This is a genomic window from Novosphingobium sp. GV079, assembly GCF_003058045.1.
In the GTDB taxonomy this organism is placed as follows: Bacteria; Pseudomonadota; Alphaproteobacteria; order Sphingomonadales; family Sphingomonadaceae; genus Novosphingobium; species Novosphingobium capsulatum.
Map to the genome: position 1 here is coordinate 386,501 of NZ_QBUE01000002.1, position 22,935 is coordinate 409,435.

A 22,935-nucleotide genomic window follows, 5' to 3' on the forward strand; every position below is an offset into this window, starting at 1 on the left:
GGTGGTGACGGTCAGTGAAGGTTTTCCGCGTCGTTGAGATAGACGCAGGTAAGCAGGGCAAAAACGTAGGCCTGGATGCCGGCAACCAGCAGTTCCAGCGCGCAGATGCCGATCATCAGCAGGAAGCTGGGCACGCCGGCCAGGAAGAAGGTGCCCACGCCCGCATTGGTGCCCGAGATGACGAAGCCCGAGAGCACTTCGAGGAGCACGTGGCCGGCCATCATCGCGACGAACAGTCGCAGGCCAAGCGAGAACGGACGCACCAGGAACGAGATCAGCTCGATCGGGAAGATCACCGGCACCATCACCGCCGGCGTGCCATGCGGCACGAACAGCGAGAAGAAGTGGAAGCCGTGCTTGGCAAAGCCCACGATCAGCACGATCGCAAAGCTCATGATCGCCAGCACACCGGTCACGGTAAAGTGGCTGGTGGCGGTAAAGGGATGGATGCCGACCAGGGCCAGCGGCAGCAGGCCGAGCAGGTTGGCAAACAGGATGAACGTGAACAGCGAGAACACGTAAGGCAGGTACTTGCGGCCCGCGTCACCGATGTTGGACTGCAGCAGCGTATCGACAAAGCCGGTCAGGCCTTCGACAGCCATCTGCCAGCGGCCCGGAACCTGGGCCTTCTTGGCGCCACCACCCACGAACACGATCAGCACCAGGGTGGTGATGACCATCCACAGCGCCGAGTTGGTGAAAGCAATGTTATGACCGGCAATCGCCCAATGATCGGTGCCAAACAGCGGCTCGATCGTAAATTGGTGTACCGGATCGACCTTTCCTTCGGCCACAGTGCTTGTCCCCGTTACGCGCAAAAACACCAAGGCGCCCCCTGCTCCGGCCAGTGTAATGGCCGGAAACCCATCGGATGCAAAGACCCGATCAGGAACGCCCGTTCGAGATCCTGATGATATTGCGGAAGGCAACGCCCATCCCCACAAACAGCATCACCAGAAGCCCCCATGGTCGCGTTCCGGCAAACTGGTCGATGACCCAGCCAATGAACGCGCCGCCCGCAAGCCCGCCGATCAGGTCGGCCAAGACCCGGTTGCCCATGCGATAGTTCGCGTCGGACTTTGCCTGGTCTGGCGTTGGCCTGCGCACCTGTTCCTTCTGGCGTGCAGCATCAAGCCGCGCGTTCAGGTTGGAAAGGCGTGCATCCTCACCGATGGGCTCTGCGTCGGTCTGTTCGTCACTCATGCCATGCTCCGCCAAAGGATCGGACAGGGTATGTCCGTTCACCCAACAGGGCATATCATGCGCAACGGCATCCCGCCGAGGGCGCCTGCCCCTTAGGCGGGGGGTTTTCCCGAGTCAACCGCCGTGCGCCGAACTTGCCACAGTTGCACGCATACGTTTGCGTCAATCTTGCGACATACCAATCGCAAGGCACTGGAAAGACGATATTTTCACAGACAGCGCGAATCCCGCTGCGGCGGCGCGCTGGTGCGGGTCTGCCAGGTGCCATTGGGCGCCTGATACTTCTCGCCCGGCTGGGTCTGGGCAATCAGCAGACAGCCCGAGGTAAAGGCATATTCCTCCACCGTCGCCTTCTGGGCCTGGGCCTTTTCGGAATAGACCGCGCGGCGCTTGAGGTTGATATCCTCGACCACCGCCTTGAGCGCGGGGCTCGGCGGGGTGACGTAGCCGAGATAGCCATCCATCTTCTCGCCCACCTGGCCGGCGGAACGCGCGGCGGCATAGGCCGGATCGCGCTGCGCCAGAGCGGCCACGGGGGCGATCGCCAGCGGCAAAGCCACGGCGGCGGCAATGAGAGCGGAAAAAGCAGTGGTGCGTGCCATCTCAGAAGATGTCCTTGTTCTTGTCGATCGTCTGGCTGGCATCCCCGGCCAGGCGATAGACGACTTCCTGCTTGATATTGATATTCAGCTCGATGACGATCGGCTTATCCGGCGCCTTGACGGAAATGCATCCGCACAGCGTTGCGGCAAACCCTGCCAGCGCGCCTGCGGCCAGAACCTTGCGCCTCACGTCAGCACCCCCCTTTTGGCCGTTGCACCCGGCAATCGTTGCAGTGCCATGATGCACGGTCAAGAGAGGGCAATGCGATTTGCGGCTCATGGCATGTTTCCACTTGCTGAAGGCTGAATGGCGGGCTGGCCGGCCGGCGAGGCGGCCGATGCTGGCGTGCGTGGCACGACGCGCCCCTTGGCATCGAGCAGGCCGACGGTGCGGGGATCGGCCACGACCGAGGGGTCATACATCGACTTGTAGGTGCCCAGCAGGCTGTAGAACGGCGCACGGACGTTGAGATTGAACTGGATCGGCAGCCCTTCGATCTGGCGCGTGAAGAAGTTGCGGCTGGCCCCTGCCCCCTGGCTCACCCCGCCGAACTGCACCTGGGTAACGAAATCGCCGGCGATATCGCCGCGCAGGGCGATGGTCATGTGCTTGTAATCCAGGGACCGCAGCGCCTGGAATGCATAGTTGGCCATGAACGAGAGGTCTTTGTAGGTCAGCGCGCCGACATACGAGACATTGCCGCCCCCGCGCGAGGCCAGCGCCCCGCCGACGATATGCCCGCCCGTGGCATCGAACACCACCGGCAGGCGCCCATCGAACGTGCCGGTGGCCGAAATATTGGCCATTTCCATATGCGAGACGAACTGCGCCGCATCCAGCCCCTCGATCACCAGGGCAAAGCGGCGTTCCTCGGCCAGGGCAAAGCGCAGCGTGGTCGGCTCGAGCGACAGGCGCCCGCCCATGAACGGCCACTGCGCGCCGTTGAGCTGCACCACCTGGCCCGCCTTGAGCTGCAGATCGACCTTGCCGTCGGTCACTTCCACGCCGGGATTGATCGAGGCAACCTTGAGAATCTGGTGCGGCGCGGTTTCCATCGCTAGCAGGTCGGTAAAGTCCAGCGTGCCGGAAAGGCCCTTCACCGGGCCGAACGCAGCGGCAAAATCCAGGCCCTGGCTGCCGAATCGGCCAGACGAGGTGACTTTGTCGCCCTGCCAGTCGATCCGCCCCTTGCCGGTAATCGCGCCATTGGCATTGGCAATCAGGCCCAGCGCCAGCGGCGTCAACTGCGCGGGCTGAAGATCCTTGTCGAACACCAGCTTGTCCACCACCAGATCGGCATGGCCGGTGGCGCTGGCCAGGTCATGGTCGACAGTGACGGTAGTGACCGGGCGGCCGCTGCGTGCATCGCGCAGCACCGCTTGCGCGGCGATTCGCCCATCGGCCAACGTCAGCGTGGCATCGCGTGCGGCCAGCTTGGCAAAGCGGGCCGGGCTGGCGCGATCGGTCAGGTCAAACGCAGTGTTGGCCAGGGCCAGCTTGCCATCGGCAAAGCGCCAGGTGCCGGTGGCGCCCGTGATGTCGAGCGGCACGGCAGCCATGCGGGCTTCCACGCCGGCAAAGCTGCCGGTGAAATCCTTGCCCAGCCGCGCGGTAAGGTCGGCCAGGGTAAGGCGGGTGGCAGTGGCCTCTGGTCCCAGCGCCACGTTGACGCCGCGCGCGGTGAGCGTGCCGGGCCAGGCCAGGCCGACCGCCCCGGTTTCCAGGCGCAGCGGGGTTTCGCCCATGCGCCCGGTCATACGCAGGGCCGATGTGCCCAGCGCCACGCGGAGCGGCGTGCTGCCGGCAGAAACGATCGCCTGCCCGCCCACCGGGCACACCGTGAGCGTCTGACCGTCGATCGCCATCTGGCCCAGCTCCAGCGAATCGAAAGCGGGCTGGATGCAGCGCCGCCACAGCGCCAGCGCGCCATGGCGGCCATAGGCGCCGTTGATCGGCAGGCGCAGGTTCTCCACCCGCCCGCCGGGAATGGCGCCAGTCAGGCGCGTCTGCCCCGAAAAGCCCAGCGCGCCGTCGGGCATCTGCACCACGACCAGTTCCGGCACGGCGAGATGCCCGCCGCCCACGGCATAGTCCGCCATGGTCAGGTGAAACTGCGCGCCACTGTTGCCCAGCCGCTCCATCGTGCCTGACAGGCGCGGCAGGCCATTGCCCCCGGTCACGAAATTGCCGGCAAAGCGGGGCGTCGCCGCGCTGCTGCCAAACACGCGCACCTTGTTGAGACCAAGCAGCGCCTGCCCGCTGCCGCCGCGCAACGCGCCTTGGGCCACGACCACGTCCCAGGCGCCATCATGGCCGTGGCGCAGCGTAAGATCGGCGGCAAAGCGGCTGCCGCGCTCTTCCTCGTGCAGGCGGCGGCGCACCTGTGCCACCATCGGGGCGGCCAGCGTGCCGGCCACCGCAGCCTGGGCCGAGGCGAGCGCCTGGTCGAGCATCGGCCCACGGCGCAGCCCGCGCGCATCGATCGTGCCGCGAAATTCGGCATCGGGCACGCCGCCTGCAGCCGCCGCCGGCCGCGCCTTGACCAGGCCATCCAGTTCCAGCAGGCCCACCCCGCCCTGCGCGGTGCGCACGCCGCCGGCCGTCGCCGCCACGCGCCCGCGCAGCGCGCCGCCGCGCCAGGCCAATGCCGTATCGAGGCCCAAGGTCTCGCCAGAGACGGCGCCGGCGCGAAAGGCGCTGGAGCGCAACTGCCCCTTGACGCTCAGCCCGGCCAGATCGCGATCGGCCAGCGCATCGAGATTGAGGTCAGCACCGCGCACCGCCAGGCCGGCGCTGCCGCAGGCCAGGTTGGCCACACGCACCGGGCCGACAAAGCGCGGCTGTTCGTTGCGGATCGTCACGCGGCCAAACGCGGTTGCCCGCCCGGTGCTGCAGGCACCCAGCGCCAGGCGCGGCGCTACCACCGCCAGCGTGCCGGCAAACCCGTCGCGCAAGGCCCCCGCCCCGTCGGCCTTGAACGCCACCCGCCCCTGATCGGCATCGACCAGGCCGCGCCCATCGATGATCGTCAGCCGCCAATCGGGCAGGCGAAACGGCTGCTTGGAGGAAGACGGCGCATAGATCACCTTGTCGAGCGCGCCAAAGCTCGCGTGCCCACCATGCACCGTGCCATAGAGCCGCGGCCGCACCAGCGTGACCTGGCCGATGCGCGGGCCGGTCAGGCTCCACGCCAGGCTCAATTCGGCCCGCTCGATCACCAGATCGGGGCGCGCCGGATCGCCCACCATCACATTGGCGAGCACTTCATGGCCAGGCCCGATCGACACGATGGTATAGCGCGCCGGCAGGCCCAGGGCCGCCAGTTCGCGGGCGATCACCCCATCGGCGATGCGGTTGCGCGCCAGCCACAGGCCGCCGCCGGCCACCAGCACGGCCGCGCCGGTGGCCCACAATGCCACACGCCAATGCCGCCGCCGCCCCTTGGGCACCGGACCATCGGGTTCCGCCAAATCGGTCGTATCCGCCATTCGCCCCCTTCTTGCGCATGGCCCGCGCTTGGGCAATGCAAATCACCGTAACATTCTTCCCGCCAACGCGTGCCGGTCGGTCCGGTGCCGTGCTTTTTGCGCCCACACCTTCTTGCCCGCACGAGGTCATGCCGGACGAACCCCGACTCTTTCCTGAACGATCGGCGCCCACAGCCGATCTCGTGCCGGATCGGGTGCGCGAGGCGGCGCACGATCCATCCGGCCACCGCGCCCGCCTGCGCCGCCGCCTGTTGAGCGGCAGCGACGATGCCCTGGCCGATCACGAGGTGATCGAGGCGCTGCTGATGACCGTGATCCCGCGCATGGACGTAAAGCCGCTGGCGCGCATGCTGCTGCAACGCTTTGGCTCGTTGCCCGGCGTGTTCAACGCCGATCCGCGCGCGTTGCAGGCCGTGCCCGGCATCAAGGAAGCCGCCGCCGCCGCGCTGCGCATCGCCGGCGTTGCCGCGCGGCGCCTGGCCCGCGCGCAAGTGCAGGAAATGCCGGTGCTTTCCAGTTGGCAGGCGCTGATCGACTATCTCACCATCGACATGGCGCACCTGAACCACGAACGCGTGCGCGTGCTCTATCTCAACACCCAGAACCGCCTGCTGCTCGACCAGATCGTCAGCGATGGCACGCTGGACGAAAGCGCGATCTACACGCGCGAGATCATTGCCAAGGCCCTGGCGATCGGCGCGGCCGCGCTGATCCTGGTGCACAACCATCCCTCGGGCAGCACCCAGCCGAGCCGCGCCGACATCCAGATCACCCACAAGATCATGGAGGCCGCACGACTTCTGGGCGTGACCGTGCACGATCACGTGATCATCGGCCGCGAAGGCCATACCTCACTCAAGGCCAAGGGTTTGATCTGAAAAGCAACTCCCCCTCCTCTTCAGAGGAGGGGAGAAATCACCTTAATTCAGCCGCTTACACCAGGCCGGCATGTTCCAGCGCGGCGTCCACCGCCTGGCGCGCGGCGTCGCTGCACGGAACCATCGGCAGGCGCAGTTCCTCGCCCATCCATTCGTGCACACGCGACAGCGCATACTTGACTGGCCCCGGCGAGGCATCTTCGAACATGGCGTAGTGCAGTGGATAGAGCTTGTCGTTCAACTCGCGCGCCAAGGCGAGGTCGTTGGCCGCGCAGGCCGCCTGGAATTCGGCGCACAGCTTGGGTGCGACATTGGCGGTCACCGAAATGCAGCCCACCGCGCCGGCAGCATTGGCCGGCAGCGCCAGTTCATCATCGCCCGAAAGCTGGCAGAAATGCTTGCCGATGCCCATGCGGTGGTCGGTCACGCGCGAAAGATCGCCGCTGGCGTCCTTGATGCCGACGATCTTGTCGGGATAGCGCTTGGCCAGCTCGCACACCGTTTCGGGCAGGATGTCGGTCACCGTGCGGCCCGGAACGTTATAAAGAATGATCGGCAGATCATTGTTTTCGGCCAGATAGCTGAAATGCGCGATCAAGCCGGCCTGGCTCGGGCGGTTGTAATAGGGCGCCACGCACAGCGCCGCCTGGGCGCCGCACTTCTTGGAAAAGGTCATGTGCAACAGCGCGTTCATCGTGTCGTTGCTGCCGCACCCGGCGATCACCGGCACGCGGCCGGCGGCCTGTTCCACGCAAACCTCGATCACGCGGTGGTGTTCGGCGTTAGACAGGGTCGATGCCTCGCCCGTGGTGCCGCAGGGCACCAGCGCGGCCGAACCATTGTCGATCTGCCAGTCGACCAGACGGCGGAATGCTTTCTCATCAAAGGCTCCATCGCGAAACGGTGTCACCAATGCCGGAATGGAGCCGGAAAACATGGACATTATCCCTCGTCTTGTCGCACAATGCGGTTCTGGGCAGGTCTCGACGCTTGCCGTAGGGCGCTTACCCCGGCAAACATGGGTCCGTCAAACATCGGCCCAGCAAACTTTGCTTTGCCACGGCAAAAAGACATTCAGCGCCGGATAAGGAGGCCACAACGACGATGTCCACCATGGACATGCCCCGAATCCCCGTTTCCCACGCCCTGCGCAATGGCTTGTGCGGGCTGGCAGCACTGGTCGCGCTATCGATGCCCACGCATGCCAGCGATGCCGGGCCCGACACCGATGGCAGCGCCTGGGACCGCGCCCGCGCGCAACTGGTCGCGGGGCAGCAAGGGCCGATGGCCATGGCGATTTCCCGCTGGGAACTGCTTACCTCGTCCAACCGCTTTGCCTTTTCAGACTATGCCGGCTTCCTGCTGACTTATCCGGGTTTCCCCGAGGAAGAGCGCCTGCGTCGCTATGCCGAAGGTGCGCTCGATCGCGAGGTCGGCGCGGGCGGCGGTGGCGACGTGCGCGCCACGGTGGCCTATTTCGATCGGCAGCCGCCGCTGACCAATCCCGGCCGCGCGCGCTATGCCTTGGCGCTCAAGGCGCTGGGCCGGCCCGATGCCGATGCCATGGCCAAGGCCGCCTGGCGCGGCGGGCCGATGAACGATGCCGACGAGGCCGCCATCCAGGCGACCTGGGGTGCCACGTTCACGCCAGACGATGCCGATGCGCGGATGGACGCGCTGCTGTGGGCCGGCGCCACCGACCAGGCCAACCGCGCCTTTGCCGCTGTCTCTCCGCAGCGGCGCGGCATCGATGGCGCGCGGCTGATGGCGCTGCAAGGGCTTGATCCCTTTGCCGCGGCGGCCGGCACCCCGGCCGACCAGCTCAACAGCGATCCCGGCTTTCTCTATGCCCGCGCCCGCGAATTGCGCAAACAGGGTCAGGGCATTGCCGCGCAGGCGCTGCTCGCCAACCGCCCGCTGCTGCGCGCCCGCCCGCTGGCGCGGGGCAAGTGGATCGATGAACTGCTCGCCAATGCGCAAGGCGCGGCATCGATGGGCGATGCACGCAGCGCCGTGGCCATTGCCCGCGGCGTGGACGATGCCTTTGCCCCTGGCGAAGACATCAGCCAGATGCCGTACGATCTGCGCGATGACTACACCTCGCTGGTGTGGCTGGGCGGCACGCAATCGCTGTGGCGCCTGGGCGATGGCGCCGGCGCGGCTCCGCTGTTCTGGCGCTATGGCAACGCGGCGCAAACCCCAGGCACCAAGGCCAAGGGCTACTACTGGGCCGGCCGCGCCGCCGCGCAGGCCGGGCTGACCGGCGATGCGCAGCGCTATTTCGCCATGGCCGCGCGCTATGCCGACCAGTTCTATGGCCTGCTCGCGCTGGAACGGCTGGGCCAGCCCGTGCCCAACTTTGCCTATGATTCGCGCGCCATGCCCACGGCCGAGGAACGCGCCCGCTTCAACGCCAGCCCGCTAACGCTCGCCGTGCGCGAAGTGGCGCGCAGCGGGCAATGGCGCACCACCGTGCGCTTTTTCAAGGAAATCGCCGCCCAGCAGCAGACCGAGGGCCAGCACATGCTGGTGGCCGAACTCGCGCGCGAACTGGGCCGGCGCGACCTGGGCGTGATCGTCGGCCAAGCGGCCGGCGCGCGCGGCTATCTCGATTTCCAGCACATCGCCTTTCCGCTGATCCCGGTGCCGCCGGGCACCGAGCAATCCTGGACGATGATCCACGCCATTACCCGCCAGGAAAGCCAGTTTGCCCAGAACGCGATGAGCCACGCGGGCGCGCGCGGGCTGATGCAGTTGATGCCGTCGACCGCCAACGAGCAGGCGGGCAAGCTAGGCCTCGCTTATTCCGCCCAGTCGCTGACCGACGACGCAGGTTTCAACCTGATGCTGGGCAGCGCCTTTTTCGGCCGGCTGATGGATATCTATGGCGGCTCCACCCCGCTGGCCGTGGCCGCCTACAATGCCGGGCCGGGCAACGTGAACAAGTGGCTGCGCGCCAATGGCGATCCGCGCACCGGCGCGGTGGAATGGGTGGACTGGATCGAGCGCATTCCCCTGTCGGAAACCCGCAACTATGTGCAGCGCGTGCTGGAAAACGCCGTGGTCTATGACGCGATGAATCCCGACAAGGCCGAATGGCACGGGCCCAATCCGATGAGCCACATCCTGGGCAAGCCGACGCCGGGTTGATCGGGGCGGTTGCGTTGTGCCGCGCACCACCCCCAACCCCCTCCTCTGAAGAGGAGGGGGCTTATTTATCAGCGCACTACTCCCCCTCCTCTTCAGAGGAGGGGGTCGGGGGGTGGTGGAAGCCTGCCCCACCCGCTAAAGGCGGGAGTGATGAAACCCGATGGCAACCCGATCACGCCGGCCGGCCTGGCTGCCCTGCGCGCGCGCTATGACCACCTGCTGGGCACGGAGCGGCCGGCGATCGTCGAGATCGTCAGTTGGGCCGCCGGCAATGGCGATCGGTCGGAAAACGGCGACTATCTCTATGGCCGCAAGCGCATGCGCGAGATCGACCGCGAACTGGCCTGGCTCGCCCGGCGGATGAAGGCGGCGCGCGTGGTCGATCCGGCGCGGCAGGACGACCAGAGCCGCGTGCTGTTCGGCGCCACGGTGGAACTGGCCGACGAAGACGACAACCGCCGCACGCTGACCCTGGTGGGCGATGATGAGCAGGACGCGTCCAAGGGTCTGATCGGCTGGAGCGCGCCGATCGCACGGGCGCTGCGCGGGGCACGGGTGGGCGATCTGCGCGTGGTGCGCTTGCCCGGCGGCGAAAAGGAGTGGGAAATCATGGGCATCAGCTACCCGGTGTTGGCATGAGCGAAGACCAGGCCCTTCCCGCGCACGCGTTGCCCGGCCGCTTTTTCGTGCTGCGCCATGGCGAAACCGTGTTCAACGCCGCGCGCCGCCTGCAATCCAATGCGATGCACACCCCGCTGACGCGCCAGGGGTTTGAGCAGGCGGTAATGATGGGCCAGGCGCTGCGCGGTGCGCTGGGGGAGCGGCCGGTGGTGCGGCTGCACATTTCCGATACCGGCCGCGCTCTGCAGACCGCCTCGCTGATTGCCGAGGAACTGGGCATCGACTGGTTTGCCGCCAACCGCACGCCCGATCTGTTCGAGATCGACATGGGATCGTGGATCGGGCGCGGCTATGACGATGTGGAGGCCGAACACGGCCCGATCACGCTGGCCGATCACCTGCTGCGCCCGGCACCCGATGGCGAGGATTACCCGGCCATCGCCGCGCGGCTGCAACGCTGGATCGATGCCGTGGGCATCTCCGAGGAAACCCACATCGTGGTGATGCACGGCATTTCCAGCCGGGTGCTGCGTGGTCTGTTGGCCGGGTTGCCACCCCATCCCGACCATGGGGCGCCCATCGCGCCCTCTTTGGTGCAGGGATCGATCGCGCTGATCGAGAACGGCCGCGAAGAGGTGTTCTTCGGCTCGTCCCGCGGCACGGAGCACGCCTGATGGCGCAGGTGATCAATCTGCGCCAGGCGCGCAAGGCCCGCGACCGCCAGGCCGCACAAGCCCAGGCTGCCGCCAACCGCGCGCGTTTTGGCCGCACCAAGGCGGAAAAGGCCGCTGATCTGGCGCGCGAGGAACTGGCGCGCCGCCAGCTCGATGGGCACCGCCTGGATCATGACGGCAAGGAACAAGGGCAAGACTGATGCGCACCACTTATGAAAGCGCCACCGTGCGGCTCTATCACCTGTCCGATGGCCCGGAAGGCGGCGCGGCGCAAACGCTGTTCTATGGCCCGCTCGACCAGGCCATGGCCCTGGCCGCGCAGCAGAGCGAGGATATCCAGGCCGACCTGTTCATCGCCACCGACAACGATGTGATCGCATGGCTCGACCTGGCCGAAGGCTGAGCGCAGCGCTCTTTGCCGCTGGCCTGGCACTGGCGGGAGCCGGGCCTGTATATGCGCGGGACTCGCTCGGCGTGTGGGAGGATTGGGGGGCATTTCGCGATTCCGCCGTGCCGCGCTGCTATGCCATTGCCATGCCGCAACCCAGCAGCCGCCCGCGCGACGTGGTGCCCTATATGACGATCGGCACCTGGCCGCGCCGCAATGTGCGTGGCGAGGTGCATTGGCGGCTGTCGCGGCGCATTGCGCCGAACAGCAAGGTTACTTTGTCGGTGGGCGGCGAAACCTTTGTGTTGATGGCCAGCGATGCGGTGGCCTGGGCGCAGGACCGCCGCATGGATGCCGCCGTGGTGGCGCGGCTGCGATCGGCCGGAACATTGACGGTCAGCGGCAAGGCCCGCGATGGCCGCACGTTCCGCGACAGCTATCGCCTGGGCGGCGCGGCTTCGGCGATGGATGCCGCCACCGTGGGTTGCGCGGGGCAATAAAGAAACGGGCAATAAAAAACGGGCCGAGGTTTCCCCCGGCCCGCCCTTGCAACAACGGTTCGGCTACGATCAGAAGCGCAGGCCGTAGGTGGCGACGATCTGGTGGCGATCGGTGTCCACGTCGAAACGGTCGCTGGTGTTGCCGTTGAAGTTGAAGTTGGCGCGGCTGTAATTCGAATAGCGATATTCGATCTTGCCGAAGGTCTTGGGGCTGAAGGCATATTCCAGACCGCCGCCGACGCGATAGCCATCGGTGGTGATGCGGTAGTCTTCCGAGGTCTGGCCGTCGGTGCCCTGCAGCTTGTAGTGCATGTTGGTGTAGCCACCCTTCACGAACAGCAGGGCCTTGGGCGAAACGGCATAACCGACGCGCGCACCGACATAGAGGTCACGCCCGGCGCTCACGCGGCCCAGGTTGAACGTGTTGGGCTCGAACGTGTTGGACCACTTGGCCGTGCTGCCGGTCGCTTCACCTTCGACACCAACAACCAGATTGGTTCCCACCGGCACGTCAAAGCCGATTTCACCACCGTAGAGCAGGCCATTGATCGACTGCTTCTGGTTACGCGTGTTGTCGTTGTCCACCGAGCTGCCCGAGCGGCTCAGGTCATAGCCCAGAACGGCGCCGACACGCGGGCCGGAGAACGTACGGTTGGGAGCGTCGGGGGTGCCGGCGTCCTGCGCGAAGGCCGGAACGGAAACGGCGAGCGCCGAAACGGCGACAACGCTGGCGAGAATGGTCTTCATAATGGTTCAACTCCATTCGAACTGTTCTTTTTCTGTCGGCCGATTGCCTGGCCTCTTGTAAGAGGTTCCAGATTGGCAACCTTGCTGCGACCCGACAGACCTGCAACGAACGGAGGGAGAGGCGATCCGGTTTCATGAACGTAGCACAACAAGAAATCTGTGACATTTGCGCCACAGCCATTCGCGGGCTAGAACGCGGCATGGCCACCCCCCTTTCCCCCGCTGTCAGCGCCGCCGCAGCCCAAGCCGCTGCCGCCGAATTTGCCGCCAATGGCCATGTCCGCGTGGAGCCGGCCTTGCCGGCGGCGGGGGCCGACGTCCTGCATCGCTGGCTGGATGGCGAGGCGCCGTTCTCACGCGTGCTCAACCAAGGGGACAAAGTGTGGGATCTCGATCCCGCACAGCGCGCCGCGCTCGATCCGGAAGCGCAGGCCGCGCTGCTCGACGCGGTGCACGGCCAGGCGCGCGACGGGTTTCAGTTCCTGTTCGATTCCCTGCGCGTGTCCGACGATGCCGCTGCGCGCGCCGCCCGCAATTGGCCGGTGGATCAGTTGGTGTCAGCATTCAACACGCCGCCCTGGCTCGATCTGTTTCGCGCGCTGACCGGGGAACCGGCGATCGCCATGGTCGATGGCCAGGCCACGCGCTATCTGCCCGGCCATTTCCTCACCGGCCATGATGACAATGTGGCGGGCAAAAACCGCGTTGCCGCCTATGTCCTCAACCTGACGCCGCGCTGGCGGGTGGAATGGGGCGGGCTGCTGATGTTCCATGATGGCGCGGGTGATGTGCACCGCGCCCTGGCGCCACGGCATAATGCGCTGCACCTGTTCAGTGTGCCACAGGCGCATTCGGTCTCGCTGGTGACGCCCTTTGCCGGGGCGCCGCGCCTGGCCATTACCGGGTGGTTGCGCCGCTAAACCGCAGGCGCACTCGCGCCCACTGGCGATTTTCCCATAAATGCGTATATGGCGGCGCATGAACGCCCCCACCTCGCTTCCCGTGTCCATGCCGATTCCCGGCCATGTCGATCCTGTGCCCGTGCCGCGCCCGGTTACCCCGCGCGAAGATGGCCGCACCGATCTGATCGGCCTGCCCCGCCCGCAGATTGCCGCCCTGTTCCAGGAAGCCGGCCTCGATGCCAAGGCGGCCAAGCTGCGCGCCAAGCAGGTGTTCCACTGGCTCTATCACCGCGGTGTGACCACGTTCGAGGCGATGACCGACATTGCCAAGACCATGCGCCCGTGGCTGGCCGAACGCTTTGTCATCGGCCGTCCCCAGGTGGTGGAAGCGCAGGTTTCCACCGATGGCACGCGCAAGTGGCTGCTGCGCACGGCCGATGGCCATGACTTTGAAATGGTGTTCATTCCCGATGCCGACCGCGGCACGCTCTGCGTATCGAGCCAGGTGGGCTGCACGCTCAATTGCCGGTTTTGCCACACCGGCACGATGAAGCTGGTGCGCAACCTGACGCCGGGCGAGATCGTTGGCCAAGTCATGCTGGCCCGCGATGCGCTGGGCGAATGGCCCAAGGGATCGATGGCGGGGCTGGACCTCACCGACGAGGTGGAAGAAGACGCCGACGAAGGCAGCTACACCGCCGACGGGCGACTGCTGACCAACATCGTGATGATGGGCATGGGCGAGCCGCTCTACAACTTCGACAACGTGCGCGATGCGCTCAAGCTCGTGATGGATGGCGATGGCCTGGCGCTGTCCAAGCGCCGCATCACGCTCTCCACCGCTGGCGTGGTGCCGATGATGGCCCGCGCGGGCGAGGAAATCGGCGTGAACCTGGCGGTTTCGCTCCACGCCGTGACCAAGGACGTGCGCGACGAGATCGTGCCGATCAACCGCAAGTTCGGCCTGGAAGAACTGCTCCAGGCCTGCGCCGATTACCCCGGCGCCAGCAACGCGCGGCGCATCACGTTTGAATATGTGATGCTCAAGGACCGCAACGACAGCGATGACGATGCACGCGAACTCGTGCGCCTGCTCAAGCAGTACAAGCTGCCGGCCAAGGTGAACCTGATCCCGTTCAACCCCTGGCCGGGTGCGCCCTATGAATGCTCCACCCCGGAACGGGTCAAGCGCTTTGCCGAGATCGTGTTCGAGGCCGGCATTTCCGCCCCCGTGCGCACCCCGCGCGGGCGCGATATCGATGCGGCCTGCGGCCAGCTCAAGACCGCCGCCGAACGCCGCAGCCGCGCCGAGCTGGACCGCCTGGCCGCCGAAAAGCAGGCGGCTTTGGGCTGAGGCGCGGCGCAAGATTTCTCACCACCCCCAACCCCCTCCTCTGAAGAAGAGGGGGCTTTGCTTTTACACTACTCCCCATCCTCTTTAGAGGAGGGGGTCGGGGGGTGGTGTGGGCCTAGCGCAACGCCCCGCCCTGGCTGACCATCTCTACAGCCCCGGCCACCCACACCGCGCGATCAGCATCGCGGGTCAAGACCACGCGGCCATCGGCGCCGGTGCAGCGGCCTTGCGCGGCAACATACTCGTCCTGCGCCAGCCCGGCGGCAAACAGATACTGCGCAGCGGCGGCATTGAGGCTGCCGGTCACGGGATCTTCCACGATCTTGCCCTGTGGATCGGCAAAAAACGCGCGCAGTTCGAAATGGGCGGGATCGCCCCCGTCGCAAGGACCGATCAGCCCGACGTCGGTGGGCACCGGCGCTTCGGCCACCGGCCTCGCCGCCAAAACATCGGCCGCGCTGCGCAGACGCAGTAGGCGCCAGCCGGGGCCATTGCAGGCATGGATGGCATCGACCACGGCATCCTCTGATACGCCAGCCACGCGGATCGCCTCGGCCCGCTCGGCCGCATCCAGCGGCCCGCCGCGCAGCAGCGGCGGCGCGCGAAACGCCAGCGTGTCCTCGTCCATCCGCACTTCGACCAGGCCCACGCCACATTCCTGCATCACGCGGCCTGGCGTGCGCGGCACGCCACCGGCCATCAGCCAGGCCTTGGCCGTGCCCAGCGTGGGGTGCCCGGCAAAGGGCAGTTCACCGGCAGGGTAGAAGATGCGGACGCGGTAATCGGCGCCGGGATCGCTGGGCGGCAGCAGGAAGGTGGTTTCGGAAAAGCCCAGCCAGCGGGTCAGCGCAAGCATGGCGGGCGTATCAAGACCCTCCCCACCACGCACCACGGCCAGCGGGTTTCCCGAAAGCGGGCCAGAGGCGAAGACATCGACAAGATCAAGCAGCATGGCGCCATGCCTATCGGGCGGCAGTGCCAGCGGCAAGCGTCAACCCGCCGCACGCCTCGCGCGGTTTATCGCGGAACACGCAACACAACGAGACGTTCATCGGGGGTTGTGGATCGGATCGCTCAAAACCGTGTTCACCGTCACGATATTCTCGGGACCCAATAAGCAGGGAACAGTAGCTATGAAGAAGACCATCCTTGCCGCCGTGATGGCGGCCATCGTTCTCCCCGCAGCGCCCGCCATGGCCGATCCGGGTCACGGCCGTGGCCATGGCTGGGGCCGTTACGACGATCGCGGCCGCTATCGCGAACCGCGTCCGATCGGCGCCAACGAACGCATCTGGCGCGGCCGCGATGGCCGTTACTACTGCAAGCGCAGCAATGGCACGACCGGCCTGATCATCGGCGCGGCCGGTGGCGCCTTGGTGGGCCGCGCGATCGACACGCGTGGTGACCGCACCATGGGCACCCTGCTCGGCGCCGTGGGTGGTGGCCTGCTCGGCCGCGAAATCGATCGTGGCGGCGCGCGCTGCCGCTGATCTGCATTTCCTGAAAAATCAGGATAATCAATAAAAGGCGCGGTCCGCTTGCAGGCGGGCCGCGCTTGTGCATAGTGGCCGGACACGGGACGGGACCGTCGGAGCTTTTTGAACGATGTCCATGCTTATCCTGGGTCCGGTGCTCAAGCGCCTGATCCGCCACGGTACTTTGACGGTAATTGAAGCTGATGGCCGCAGCCGCGTGTTCGGCACCAAGGAACAAGGCTGGCCCGATCTAACGCTGCGCTTGATGGACAAGAAGGTGCCGGGTTTCCTGGCGCGCAATCCCAGCCTGGGCTTGGGCGAAGCATTCATGGATGATCGCGTTCGCATCGAAGGCGGCGACATCATGGATTTTATCAGCTTCGTGCGGGCCAACAACCCGTGGGAGCGTGCCGGCGATATCGACAACCCCGGCCCGCTGCGCAAGCTGTGGCTCAACATCGTGGGCCGGGTCGACCGGGTCAACGCCCGCGCCGCCTCGCGCCGCAACGTGGCGCACCATTACGATCTCGATGACCGGCTCTACGATCTGTTTCTCGACCCGCTGCGCCAGTATTCCTGCGCCTATTGGGCCGATGGCGTCACCACGCTGGAAGAAGCGCAACACGCAAAGGTTGAGCATATCGCCGCCAAGCTGGCGCTGCGCCCGGGACACCGCGTGCTCGATATCGGCTGCGGCTGGGGCGGTCTTGCCATCCAGTTGCACAAGCTGACCGGCGCGAGCGTGCATGGCATCACCCTGTCCAAGGAACAGCTCGCCTATGCCAAGGGCTGGGCCGCGCGCGAAGGCGTGGACGGGCAGGTCACTTTCAGCCTGACCGACTATCGCGACGTGACCGACCACTATGATCGCATCGTCTCGGTGGGCATGTTCGAGCATGTCGGCGTGCCCAATTTCGGCGCCTATTTCCAGAAGTGCCACGATATCCTGGCCGAGGATGGCGTGATGCTGATGCACACGATCGGCCGCGTCGGCCCGCCCTCGGTCACCGATGACTTCACGCGCAAGTACATCTTCCCCGGCGGCTATATCCCGGCGATGAGCGAAACCGTTGCCGCGATCGAGCCCAACCGCCTGATGGTCACCGATGTGGAAGTGCTGCGTCGCCATTATGCGCCCACGCTGCGCGCCTGGTACGAACGCTGCGTGGCCAACAAGGACAAGATCGAGGCGCTGTTCGACGCGCGCTTCTATCGCATGTGGCTGTTCTATCTGTCAGGCGCGGCGACCGCGTTCGAGCATGCCGACATGGTCAATTTCCAGTTCCAGCTGGTGCGTCACCGCGACTCCCTGCCGCTTACCCGCGATTACATCGGCACTGAAGAGGCCAGTCTGCGCGCGCGCCGCTTGGCTGCCGCCGACGTCGCGAACGACGCCGACGGGACCAAGGTCTTTCAGTTCGATGCCAATTCGCGCACCAGCGCGGGCGCCGGATAGATCTTTTCCAGCGCCTGCTGCACGGCGGCGGTGCTGACCACCACGGTGCGGTTGACATCGCCCTGGTAGCCATAGTTGCCACCCAGCGAGTGGATGTTCCCGTCAAAGGCGGCGCCGATCACCGCGCCGTTTTTGTCCACCACGGGTGACCCCGAATTGCCGCCGATGATGTCGTTGGTGGTCACGAAATCGAACGGCGTGGCCTTGTCGATCTGCGCGGCATGGTCGGTAAACTGCTTGGCCAGCAGGAACGGCTGCGCCCCGGTGGCACGGTCAAACGCGCCGCCCATCGTGGTCACCGGTGCCACATCGACGCCGCGTTCCTTCCACCCGGCCACCTTGCCATAGCTGATACGCAGGGTGAACGTGGCATCGGGATAGAGCGTGGCGCCATAGGCGGCAAAGCGCGCATCGGCGAGCTTGGCCCCGGCAGCAGCCAACGGGCCCTGGTACTGCGAATCCACGGCCTTTTGCAGTTCGCGCTGGCGCGGCTCAAGGCTACGGGCATAGACGATCATCGGATCGGTGCTGGCCGCAATCGCCGCAGCGCCCCCTTCCCACAGCGCCTTGCGCACCGCCGGATCGCCCAGCTTGGTGCCGGTCACCAGCCGCGCCGAAAGGTCTTCGGGGCTTTCCTTGCCCAGCATCAGGCGCGTGTCGGGATCATCGGCGCCCAGGTATTCACGCGCCTTGGACAGGCTCCATTCCATCTCCAGCTGTTCGAGCCAGGGATAGATCGGCTTGGCATCGAGCACCTGCTTTTCCAGCAGCGGCAGTGCGCTGTCGGTATAGCCGGGCAGTCGCTCGCCATTGGGCTTGGCCTTTTCGATCGCGGCCTTCACCAGCGTTTCGGCATAGCCATAGAGATCGCCCATCGGCTGGGTAAAGCGATAGGCGGGATAGATGTTGCGATAGGCGGCCACCGCCTCGCTCACCTGGCTCCACGGATCACCGATCGCGGCATTGCCGGCGACCTTGGCCTTGAGCGTGGCTTCGTTGTCGGCCAGCGTCTTGACGAACGCCGGGTCGTTCAGCGCCTTTTGCCGGCCGATATAGACCTTGAGCGCGTTTTCAAAGCCGAACAGGCTGTCGCCACCTTCACGCTTGCGCTGCGGGCTTTGCTCCATTGCGGTAATCAGGCGGCCGCGCAGTTCCGACAGAACGGTGTTGGTGATCGGCAGGGAAACTTCGCGCTGGAACGCGATCTGCGACATCGTGAACAGGCGCTGGGTGGAACCGGGATTGCCGACCACGAACGTTGCCTCGCCCGGCTGCGGCGCGCGCGGGCTCCACTTGAGGTGCGCGGCCACCTTCACCGGCTTGCCGTTTTCATAGGCGCGCAGGAACGCGGCATCGAGGGCATAGCGCGGATAGTTGAAGTTGTCGGGATCACCGCCAAAGAACGCCGCCTGGAATTCCGGCGCCCAGACCAGCCGCACATCGGAATACTTGCGATAGGTATAGAGCTTGTACTGCCCGCCGCCGAACAGGGTGACGACCTGGCAACGCGTCGTGGCCAGGTCCTTGCAGCCGGCCTTTTCGATCTCGGCGATCTTGGCGTCGCGCGCCTTGACCAGCGCTTCCCCGGCGAGGCTGCCGATCGCGCCCTTCACTGCCCCGGTCACATCGGTGATGGCCGTCACCACTTCGGCCTGCTGGCCCGGGCACTTGCGCTCGTCCTCGCGCTGCGCGGCAACAAAGCCGTTGGCCACGACGTCTTCCTTTTCGCTCGACAGGTTCTGCGCGCATTCCACCACGCAGTGATGGTTGGTGAGGATCAGGCCCTCGGCCGAGACGAAGCTGGCGGAACAGCCGCCAGTCAACCGCACGGCAGAGGCGCGCACGCGATCGAGCCAGGCCTGGTCGGGCGCCCAGCCATAGTCCTGCTTCATCTTCGCGGCGGGAAAGGCATCGAACGTCCACATGCCCTCGTCGGCCTGCGCCGGAGCGGCAAGGGCAAAGGGCGTGGCCAGCATGGCGCCGGCCATCATGGCCTGGCGCAGACGCGAAAGCGCGGGTGAAGACAGCATGAAAGGCATCCTCTTGCAGGGCATTGCGATGCGCGCAGGGGTGCCATGGACCGCGGCGCGCCGCAAACCGAAACGAAGGCAAAGAACGGAAATCTTGGGCCACGCCAATCGGTCCGAAACCGACAGAATGCCGCAGCACGGTAAGCACTGAACCGCGCTGAACATTTTTACGGTTCTTTGCAAACCACGCCGCAACAAACGGCAATGTCGCTCGGAACCCAAACTATCGCGGGATGACTTTGCCGCCCGATTGAGGCCCAACGCTACAGGTCTTCACTTAGCAGGGGGTATAAGGGAAGCGACATTGGCATTGATGGAACAAGGCCGGATGCAGGCGGATTGGCCATAGCTCCGGAGGGTTGCCAACGGCTGGGGAAGTCGTGGCATCTGCTATCCGTCGGGCAGTGTCGCTGCCCGACCCGCCCACCCACGCGCCCGGCCACCCGGCATGGCGCGGCCGTTTCTGCCTGCTCCATCGGCAGCCATTGAACCATGCCTTGTGCCCCCTGCCTTGCGGAGATGATAGAGCCGCAAAAGTGCAATGGCGCCGGCTCTCCGGCCTCCTTAGGCCCGATGGCGTGGCGCCGTCACCTGCCTGGCCTGTCACCTGCCTGGCTTGTCGCCTGCCCAGCGTCACCTACCTGGCCCGGCGCCTGCCAGCCTCGGTAGGAGGAGCGCAGCGGCGGATCACAATGAGGTAATTGGGCAGCGGGGACGGCCCGCCCCGCGCCATCACGTCGTTCCGCGCCTCATCCGCGGCCCGGCGATGGCGCGGCCGATCAATTCCCATCCATCGGCGTCACCATCCGAACCGGCGCTGGCGCAGTCGTGCAGGGCCGCGCGTCATCTCACTGCCACGCCCGGAACGTCACGCCCAAGGTGCGTGGATCGCTCGGCGTGCCCAGGATCAGTCCGGAATTGCCGGCCTGTATCGTCAGGTTCTGGATATAGTTGGCCTTGAACAGGTTGCGCGCAAACACGCCCAGTTCCACGCCCGGCCCGCCATCGCGGCGGCTGCGCCAGGCCAGGCTGGCGTTGGTCAGCGCATAGCCATCGATCCAGGTATAGCGCGACAGCGAGGGATCGCCGTTATAGCTGCTGCGCCAAGCGGTATCGCTGTGCAGCACCCATTCGCCCCGTGCCATCGGCAGGCGATAGTCCACGCCCAGAGTCTCGCTCCAGCGCGACAGGCCGGTCAGCGCCTTGCCGGTCAGGTTGCAGGCGATAGTCGCGGCGGTCTGCGCCTCCAGCGGGCAAGGCCCCTTGGGATAATCGGTATAGCGCCCATCGGCATAGGCAAGCCCCGCCGTCAGCACGAGCCCGCCCCAATGCAGCGCAGCATCAGCCTCCACCCCCTGCACCCGCACGCGCGGAATGTTGGAGAGATAGCCACGCAGGGCCACGGTCTGGCTGGAATCGACCACCGTTGCCTGGAAATCGCGCACCGTGGTGCGATAGGCGGCCAGGTTGAGCAACAGGTGCCGATCCCACCACTGGCTCTTGATGCCGCCTTCCCAGGTGATGTTGCGTTCGGGCCGGATCACGGCCGTGGCCAGGACCGGCTGGTTGGCGCTGTCGAGCGGCAGGCCCGACATATTGATCCCACCCGATTTGAACCCCTGGGCATAGCCGCCATAGGCCATCACCGTATCGCTCACCTGCCAGGCCAGGTTGGCGCGGCCCGACAGGCTGGAATCGCGGGTGCTGGCGGCATAGGCCTGCGGCCGCAGCACCGACAGCTGCGCAGCGATCAGCGCGGCGTTGGTCACCTGCGGGCCACCGAACACGCTGGTGTTGTAGCTGCCCTGCTTGTCTTCCCAGGTCTGGCGCAGGCCGCCGGTCAGCGTCAGGCGCGGCACGATCGTCCAGTTCACCTCGGCAAAGGCGGCATAGCTGTTGACGGCAAAGCGCGTGTCGCCGCCCTGGCCATAGCCATCGAGCAGGTTGGTCGGGATCGCCGTGCCATTGCTGGTGGTCCTGCCGAGCAGCCACGGCGCACCATAGGGGCCATAGATCGAGATCGGATGCCCGGTGATGACCTGGCGGAAATAATAGAGCCCGGCCACGTAAGACAGGGCGCGCTGCCCATCAGAGGCAAGGCGCAGTTCCTGGCTCACCTGGTCCTGGCGCGAGGGGATATGCTGCGTGGTCTGGATCGGCAGCCCGGTATAGTCGCGGTCATTTGCCGCGTCCCAGTTCCAGAAGCGCCAGGCGCTGATCGCCGTCAGCGTGGCCCCGCCCAGATGCCAATCGAGCGTGGCGGCAATGCCGCCCTCGTTGGTGTTCACGCCCAGCCCGGCGTCGATGTCGGTCAGCCGGTCATAGGGGTTGGTGCTGGGCGGCGCATAGTGCGCGGCTGCCGCCAGCGCGGCGTATTGGCGTGCCGGGCTGCGCAGGCTGGTGCCGACGCGCAGATAGACCTGGGTGCAGCAGTCCCCGCCAAAGCGGGCATAATCGGCCACCACGCGCAACTGCACGCTGGCAGACGGGGTGAACAGCAACTGGCCGCGCAGCGCCTGGTTATCGACGCTGTTCTGATCAGCCCCGGTGCGCACGTTATGGATCACGCCATCGCGCCGCGTCAGCAGGCCCGAAAGGCGATAGGCCAGCACGTCATCGATCAGCGGCCCTGTGGCCATGGCTTTGGCCTGCACCAGGCGGCGTTCGCCCACGCTCACCTCTTCGCTCGCCGCCGGGGTGAACGAGGGCAGGCGCGAGGTGATGGCAATGGCGCCGGCCGTGGTGTTCTTGCCAAACAGCGTGCCTTGCGGCCCGCGCAAGACCTCCACCCGCTCCACATCGGCAAAGTCGAACGCCGCCGTGGCCGGCCGTGCATGATAGACGCCATCGACATAGAACCCCACGCCCGGCTCGAGCCCGTCATTGGCCTGGCTGACCGCCACCACGCTCGATCCCAGGCCGCGGATGGTAAAGGCCGTGTTGCGCGGGTTCGCCGAGGAATAGGTGAGCGCCGGCACCAGCGTGGTGAGCGCCTGGGTGTTCACCGCCAGCGACCGATCGAGCCACGCGCCATCCACCACGCTGAGCGCGGCCGGCACCGATTGGGCCGGTTCAGGGCGTTGGCGCGCCGTCACCACGATATCGCCGGCCGTGCGCAGGGCATCCGTGGTCGCGACCGGAACGCTGGCGGCGTCGGGCGAATCAGCCCAGGCTGGGTTCGCAATGCCGAGGCCGGTTGCCAGCGCCAGGGCGCACGGCACAGCCCGCCGCCACCGGCGATCGATCACGTTTTGCATGGAATGTCTTGCCCCTGCACCGACGGCCTGCCCGGCAGACCGTCATAAAATGTCACTTCAAGCTATATTCACTGAAACATAGCATGGCGCAAGAGCGGATCGAAGCTGCGGAAATGGCAGCACAATCACCATCAAATCCGTCTATTTCGCGTCAATCCTTTGTCACGAATGTGTCATCAAAACGTCATAGGGGCAGCCAACAGCCCTGA

General features: G+C 66.1%; 21 protein-coding genes. 11 read left to right on the forward strand and 10 right to left on the reverse strand.

Features of this window, described 5'->3' with window-relative positions; genetic code table 11:
- Nucleotides 1-11 precede the first annotated feature (11 nt).
- The 5 genes from C8K14_RS03555 to C8K14_RS03575 form a co-directional block, all read right to left on the reverse strand.
- Nucleotides 12-794 (reverse strand): F0F1 ATP synthase subunit A, encoded by a 783-nt coding sequence (locus C8K14_RS03555; protein WP_022677863.1) that lies wholly within the window; start codon nucleotides 792-794, stop codon nucleotides 12-14.
- A gap of 91 nt (nucleotides 795-885) precedes the next feature.
- Entirely contained in the window at nucleotides 886-1,203 is a 318-nt protein-coding gene (locus C8K14_RS03560) for an AtpZ/AtpI family protein (RefSeq protein ID WP_022677862.1), read from the reverse strand.
- 209 nt (nucleotides 1,204-1,412) lie between these two features.
- Entirely contained in the window at nucleotides 1,413-1,805 is a 393-nt protein-coding gene (locus tag C8K14_RS03565) for a YdbL family protein (protein WP_022677861.1), read from the reverse strand.
- A 1-nt stretch (nucleotide 1,806) separates the two neighbouring features.
- A complete protein-coding gene (locus tag C8K14_RS03570; RefSeq protein ID WP_231627680.1) occupies nucleotides 1,807-1,995 on the reverse strand; it encodes a YnbE family lipoprotein in 189 nt (62 codons plus the stop codon).
- A gap of 86 nt (nucleotides 1,996-2,081) precedes the next feature.
- Nucleotides 2,082-5,294 (reverse strand): YdbH domain-containing protein, encoded by a 3,213-nt coding sequence (locus C8K14_RS03575; protein WP_107715706.1) that lies wholly within the window; start codon nucleotides 5,292-5,294, stop codon nucleotides 2,082-2,084.
- A gap of 128 nt (nucleotides 5,295-5,422) precedes the next feature.
- Between C8K14_RS03575 and radC the strand changes: the two genes are divergently transcribed.
- Nucleotides 5,423-6,172 (forward strand): DNA repair protein RadC, encoded by a 750-nt coding sequence (gene radC, locus C8K14_RS03580; protein ID WP_054131954.1) that lies wholly within the window; start codon nucleotides 5,423-5,425, stop codon nucleotides 6,170-6,172.
- 55 nt (nucleotides 6,173-6,227) lie between these two features.
- Here radC and dapA read toward each other — a convergent pair whose 3' ends face one another.
- A complete protein-coding gene (gene dapA / locus C8K14_RS03585) occupies nucleotides 6,228-7,109 on the reverse strand; it encodes a 4-hydroxy-tetrahydrodipicolinate synthase (protein WP_107715707.1) in 882 nt (293 codons plus the stop codon).
- Nucleotides 7,110-7,276: 167 nt separating this feature from the next.
- Between dapA and C8K14_RS03590 the strand changes: the two genes are divergently transcribed.
- From C8K14_RS03590 to C8K14_RS03615, 6 genes are all read left to right on the forward strand, one after another.
- Entirely contained in the window at nucleotides 7,277-9,322 is a 2,046-nt protein-coding gene (locus C8K14_RS03590) for a lytic transglycosylase domain-containing protein (RefSeq protein WP_107715708.1), read from the forward strand.
- A 150-nt stretch (nucleotides 9,323-9,472) separates the two neighbouring features.
- Complete coding sequence (gene greB, locus C8K14_RS03595; RefSeq protein WP_062781788.1) at nucleotides 9,473-9,961, forward strand: transcription elongation factor GreB; 489 nt, start codon at nucleotides 9,473-9,475, stop codon at nucleotides 9,959-9,961.
- Entirely contained in the window at nucleotides 9,958-10,617 is a 660-nt protein-coding gene (locus C8K14_RS03600) for a histidine phosphatase family protein (protein ID WP_107715709.1), read from the forward strand. The genes greB and C8K14_RS03600 overlap by 4 nt, the downstream gene beginning before the upstream one ends.
- A complete protein-coding gene (locus tag C8K14_RS03605; protein WP_107715710.1) occupies nucleotides 10,617-10,817 on the forward strand; it encodes a DUF4169 family protein in 201 nt (66 codons plus the stop codon). Before C8K14_RS03600 ends, C8K14_RS03605 begins: the two co-directional genes overlap by 1 nt.
- Nucleotides 10,817-11,020, forward strand: coding sequence for a hypothetical protein (locus C8K14_RS03610; RefSeq protein WP_022675982.1), 204 nt, complete (start codon nucleotides 10,817-10,819; stop codon nucleotides 11,018-11,020). Before C8K14_RS03605 ends, C8K14_RS03610 begins: the two co-directional genes overlap by 1 nt.
- On the forward strand, nucleotides 10,996-11,505 hold the full coding sequence (locus tag C8K14_RS03615) for a hypothetical protein (RefSeq protein ID WP_107715711.1): 510 nt from the start codon (nucleotides 10,996-10,998) through the stop codon (nucleotides 11,503-11,505). Before C8K14_RS03610 ends, C8K14_RS03615 begins: the two co-directional genes overlap by 25 nt.
- A gap of 69 nt (nucleotides 11,506-11,574) precedes the next feature.
- Here the strand turns inward: C8K14_RS03615 and C8K14_RS03620 are convergent, their stop codons facing one another.
- Complete coding sequence (locus C8K14_RS03620) at nucleotides 11,575-12,252, reverse strand: outer membrane protein (protein ID WP_022675984.1); 678 nt, start codon at nucleotides 12,250-12,252, stop codon at nucleotides 11,575-11,577.
- A gap of 200 nt (nucleotides 12,253-12,452) precedes the next feature.
- Between C8K14_RS03620 and C8K14_RS03625 the strand changes: the two genes are divergently transcribed.
- On the forward strand, nucleotides 12,453-13,172 hold the full coding sequence (locus C8K14_RS03625; protein ID WP_107715712.1) for a 2OG-Fe(II) oxygenase family protein: 720 nt from the start codon (nucleotides 12,453-12,455) through the stop codon (nucleotides 13,170-13,172).
- Between the two features lie 58 nt (nucleotides 13,173-13,230).
- Nucleotides 13,231-14,508, forward strand: a complete 1,278-nt coding sequence (rlmN, locus tag C8K14_RS03630; RefSeq protein WP_022675986.1) for a 23S rRNA (adenine(2503)-C(2))-methyltransferase RlmN — start codon at nucleotides 13,231-13,233, stop codon at nucleotides 14,506-14,508.
- A gap of 115 nt (nucleotides 14,509-14,623) precedes the next feature.
- Here rlmN and C8K14_RS03635 read toward each other — a convergent pair whose 3' ends face one another.
- Nucleotides 14,624-15,460, reverse strand: coding sequence for a PhzF family phenazine biosynthesis protein (locus C8K14_RS03635; RefSeq protein WP_107715713.1), 837 nt, complete (start codon nucleotides 15,458-15,460; stop codon nucleotides 14,624-14,626).
- A 181-nt stretch (nucleotides 15,461-15,641) separates the two neighbouring features.
- Here C8K14_RS03635 and C8K14_RS03640 point away from each other — a divergent pair, with 181 nt between their 5' ends.
- The gene (locus C8K14_RS03640; protein ID WP_022675988.1) at nucleotides 15,642-15,998 is read left to right on the forward strand and encodes a glycine zipper 2TM domain-containing protein; all 357 of its coding nucleotides are present in this window, start codon (nucleotides 15,642-15,644) and stop codon (nucleotides 15,996-15,998) included.
- Between the two features lie 121 nt (nucleotides 15,999-16,119).
- Nucleotides 16,120-17,439: a cyclopropane-fatty-acyl-phospholipid synthase family protein gene (locus C8K14_RS03645; RefSeq protein WP_107715774.1), complete on the forward strand. Its 1,320-nt coding sequence runs from the start codon at nucleotides 16,120-16,122 to the stop codon at nucleotides 17,437-17,439.
- Here C8K14_RS03645 and C8K14_RS03650 read toward each other — a convergent pair.
- Complete coding sequence (locus C8K14_RS03650) at nucleotides 17,397-19,469, reverse strand: S46 family peptidase (protein WP_233250882.1); 2,073 nt, start codon at nucleotides 19,467-19,469, stop codon at nucleotides 17,397-17,399. The genes C8K14_RS03645 and C8K14_RS03650 overlap by 43 nt on opposite strands.
- A gap of 848 nt (nucleotides 19,470-20,317) precedes the next feature.
- Nucleotides 20,318-22,726 (reverse strand): TonB-dependent receptor, encoded by a 2,409-nt coding sequence (locus C8K14_RS03655; RefSeq protein ID WP_107715714.1) that lies wholly within the window; start codon nucleotides 22,724-22,726, stop codon nucleotides 20,318-20,320.
- Nucleotides 22,727-22,935 lie beyond the last annotated feature (209 nt).

Bases quoted from the DNA above. Each gene is read 5' to 3' on its own strand.
- rlmN (WP_022675986.1), top strand. From the start codon at position 13,231: ATGAACGCCCCCACCTCGCTTCCCGTGTCCATGCCGATTCCCGGCCAT.
- C8K14_RS03560 (WP_022677862.1), bottom strand. From the start codon at position 1,203: ATGAGTGACGAACAGACCGACGCAGAGCCCATCGGTGAGGATGCACGC.
- C8K14_RS03575 (WP_107715706.1), bottom strand. From the start codon at position 5,294: ATGGCGGATACGACCGATTTGGCGGAACCCGATGGTCCGGTGCCCAAG.
- C8K14_RS03640 (WP_022675988.1), top strand. From the start codon at position 15,642: ATGAAGAAGACCATCCTTGCCGCCGTGATGGCGGCCATCGTTCTCCCC.
- C8K14_RS03625 (WP_107715712.1), top strand. From the start codon at position 12,453: ATGGCCACCCCCCTTTCCCCCGCTGTCAGCGCCGCCGCAGCCCAAGCC.
- dapA (WP_107715707.1), bottom strand. From the start codon at position 7,109: ATGTTTTCCGGCTCCATTCCGGCATTGGTGACACCGTTTCGCGATGGA.
- C8K14_RS03605 (WP_107715710.1), top strand. From the start codon at position 10,617: ATGGCGCAGGTGATCAATCTGCGCCAGGCGCGCAAGGCCCGCGACCGC.
- C8K14_RS03655 (WP_107715714.1), bottom strand. From the start codon at position 22,726: ATGCAAAACGTGATCGATCGCCGGTGGCGGCGGGCTGTGCCGTGCGCC.
- radC (WP_054131954.1), top strand. From the start codon at position 5,423: ATGCCGGACGAACCCCGACTCTTTCCTGAACGATCGGCGCCCACAGCC.
- C8K14_RS03610 (WP_022675982.1), top strand. From the start codon at position 10,817: ATGCGCACCACTTATGAAAGCGCCACCGTGCGGCTCTATCACCTGTCC.
- C8K14_RS03645 (WP_107715774.1), top strand. From the start codon at position 16,120: ATGCTTATCCTGGGTCCGGTGCTCAAGCGCCTGATCCGCCACGGTACT.
- C8K14_RS03600 (WP_107715709.1), top strand. From the start codon at position 9,958: ATGAGCGAAGACCAGGCCCTTCCCGCGCACGCGTTGCCCGGCCGCTTT.
- C8K14_RS03650 (WP_233250882.1), bottom strand. From the start codon at position 19,469: ATGCTGTCTTCACCCGCGCTTTCGCGTCTGCGCCAGGCCATGATGGCC.
- C8K14_RS03565 (WP_022677861.1), bottom strand. From the start codon at position 1,805: ATGGCACGCACCACTGCTTTTTCCGCTCTCATTGCCGCCGCCGTGGCT.
- C8K14_RS03615 (WP_107715711.1), top strand. From the start codon at position 10,996: ATGGCTCGACCTGGCCGAAGGCTGAGCGCAGCGCTCTTTGCCGCTGGC.
- greB (WP_062781788.1), top strand. From the start codon at position 9,473: ATGAAACCCGATGGCAACCCGATCACGCCGGCCGGCCTGGCTGCCCTG.
- C8K14_RS03635 (WP_107715713.1), bottom strand. From the start codon at position 15,460: ATGCTGCTTGATCTTGTCGATGTCTTCGCCTCTGGCCCGCTTTCGGGA.
- C8K14_RS03590 (WP_107715708.1), top strand. From the start codon at position 7,277: ATGTCCACCATGGACATGCCCCGAATCCCCGTTTCCCACGCCCTGCGC.
- C8K14_RS03620 (WP_022675984.1), bottom strand. From the start codon at position 12,252: ATGAAGACCATTCTCGCCAGCGTTGTCGCCGTTTCGGCGCTCGCCGTT.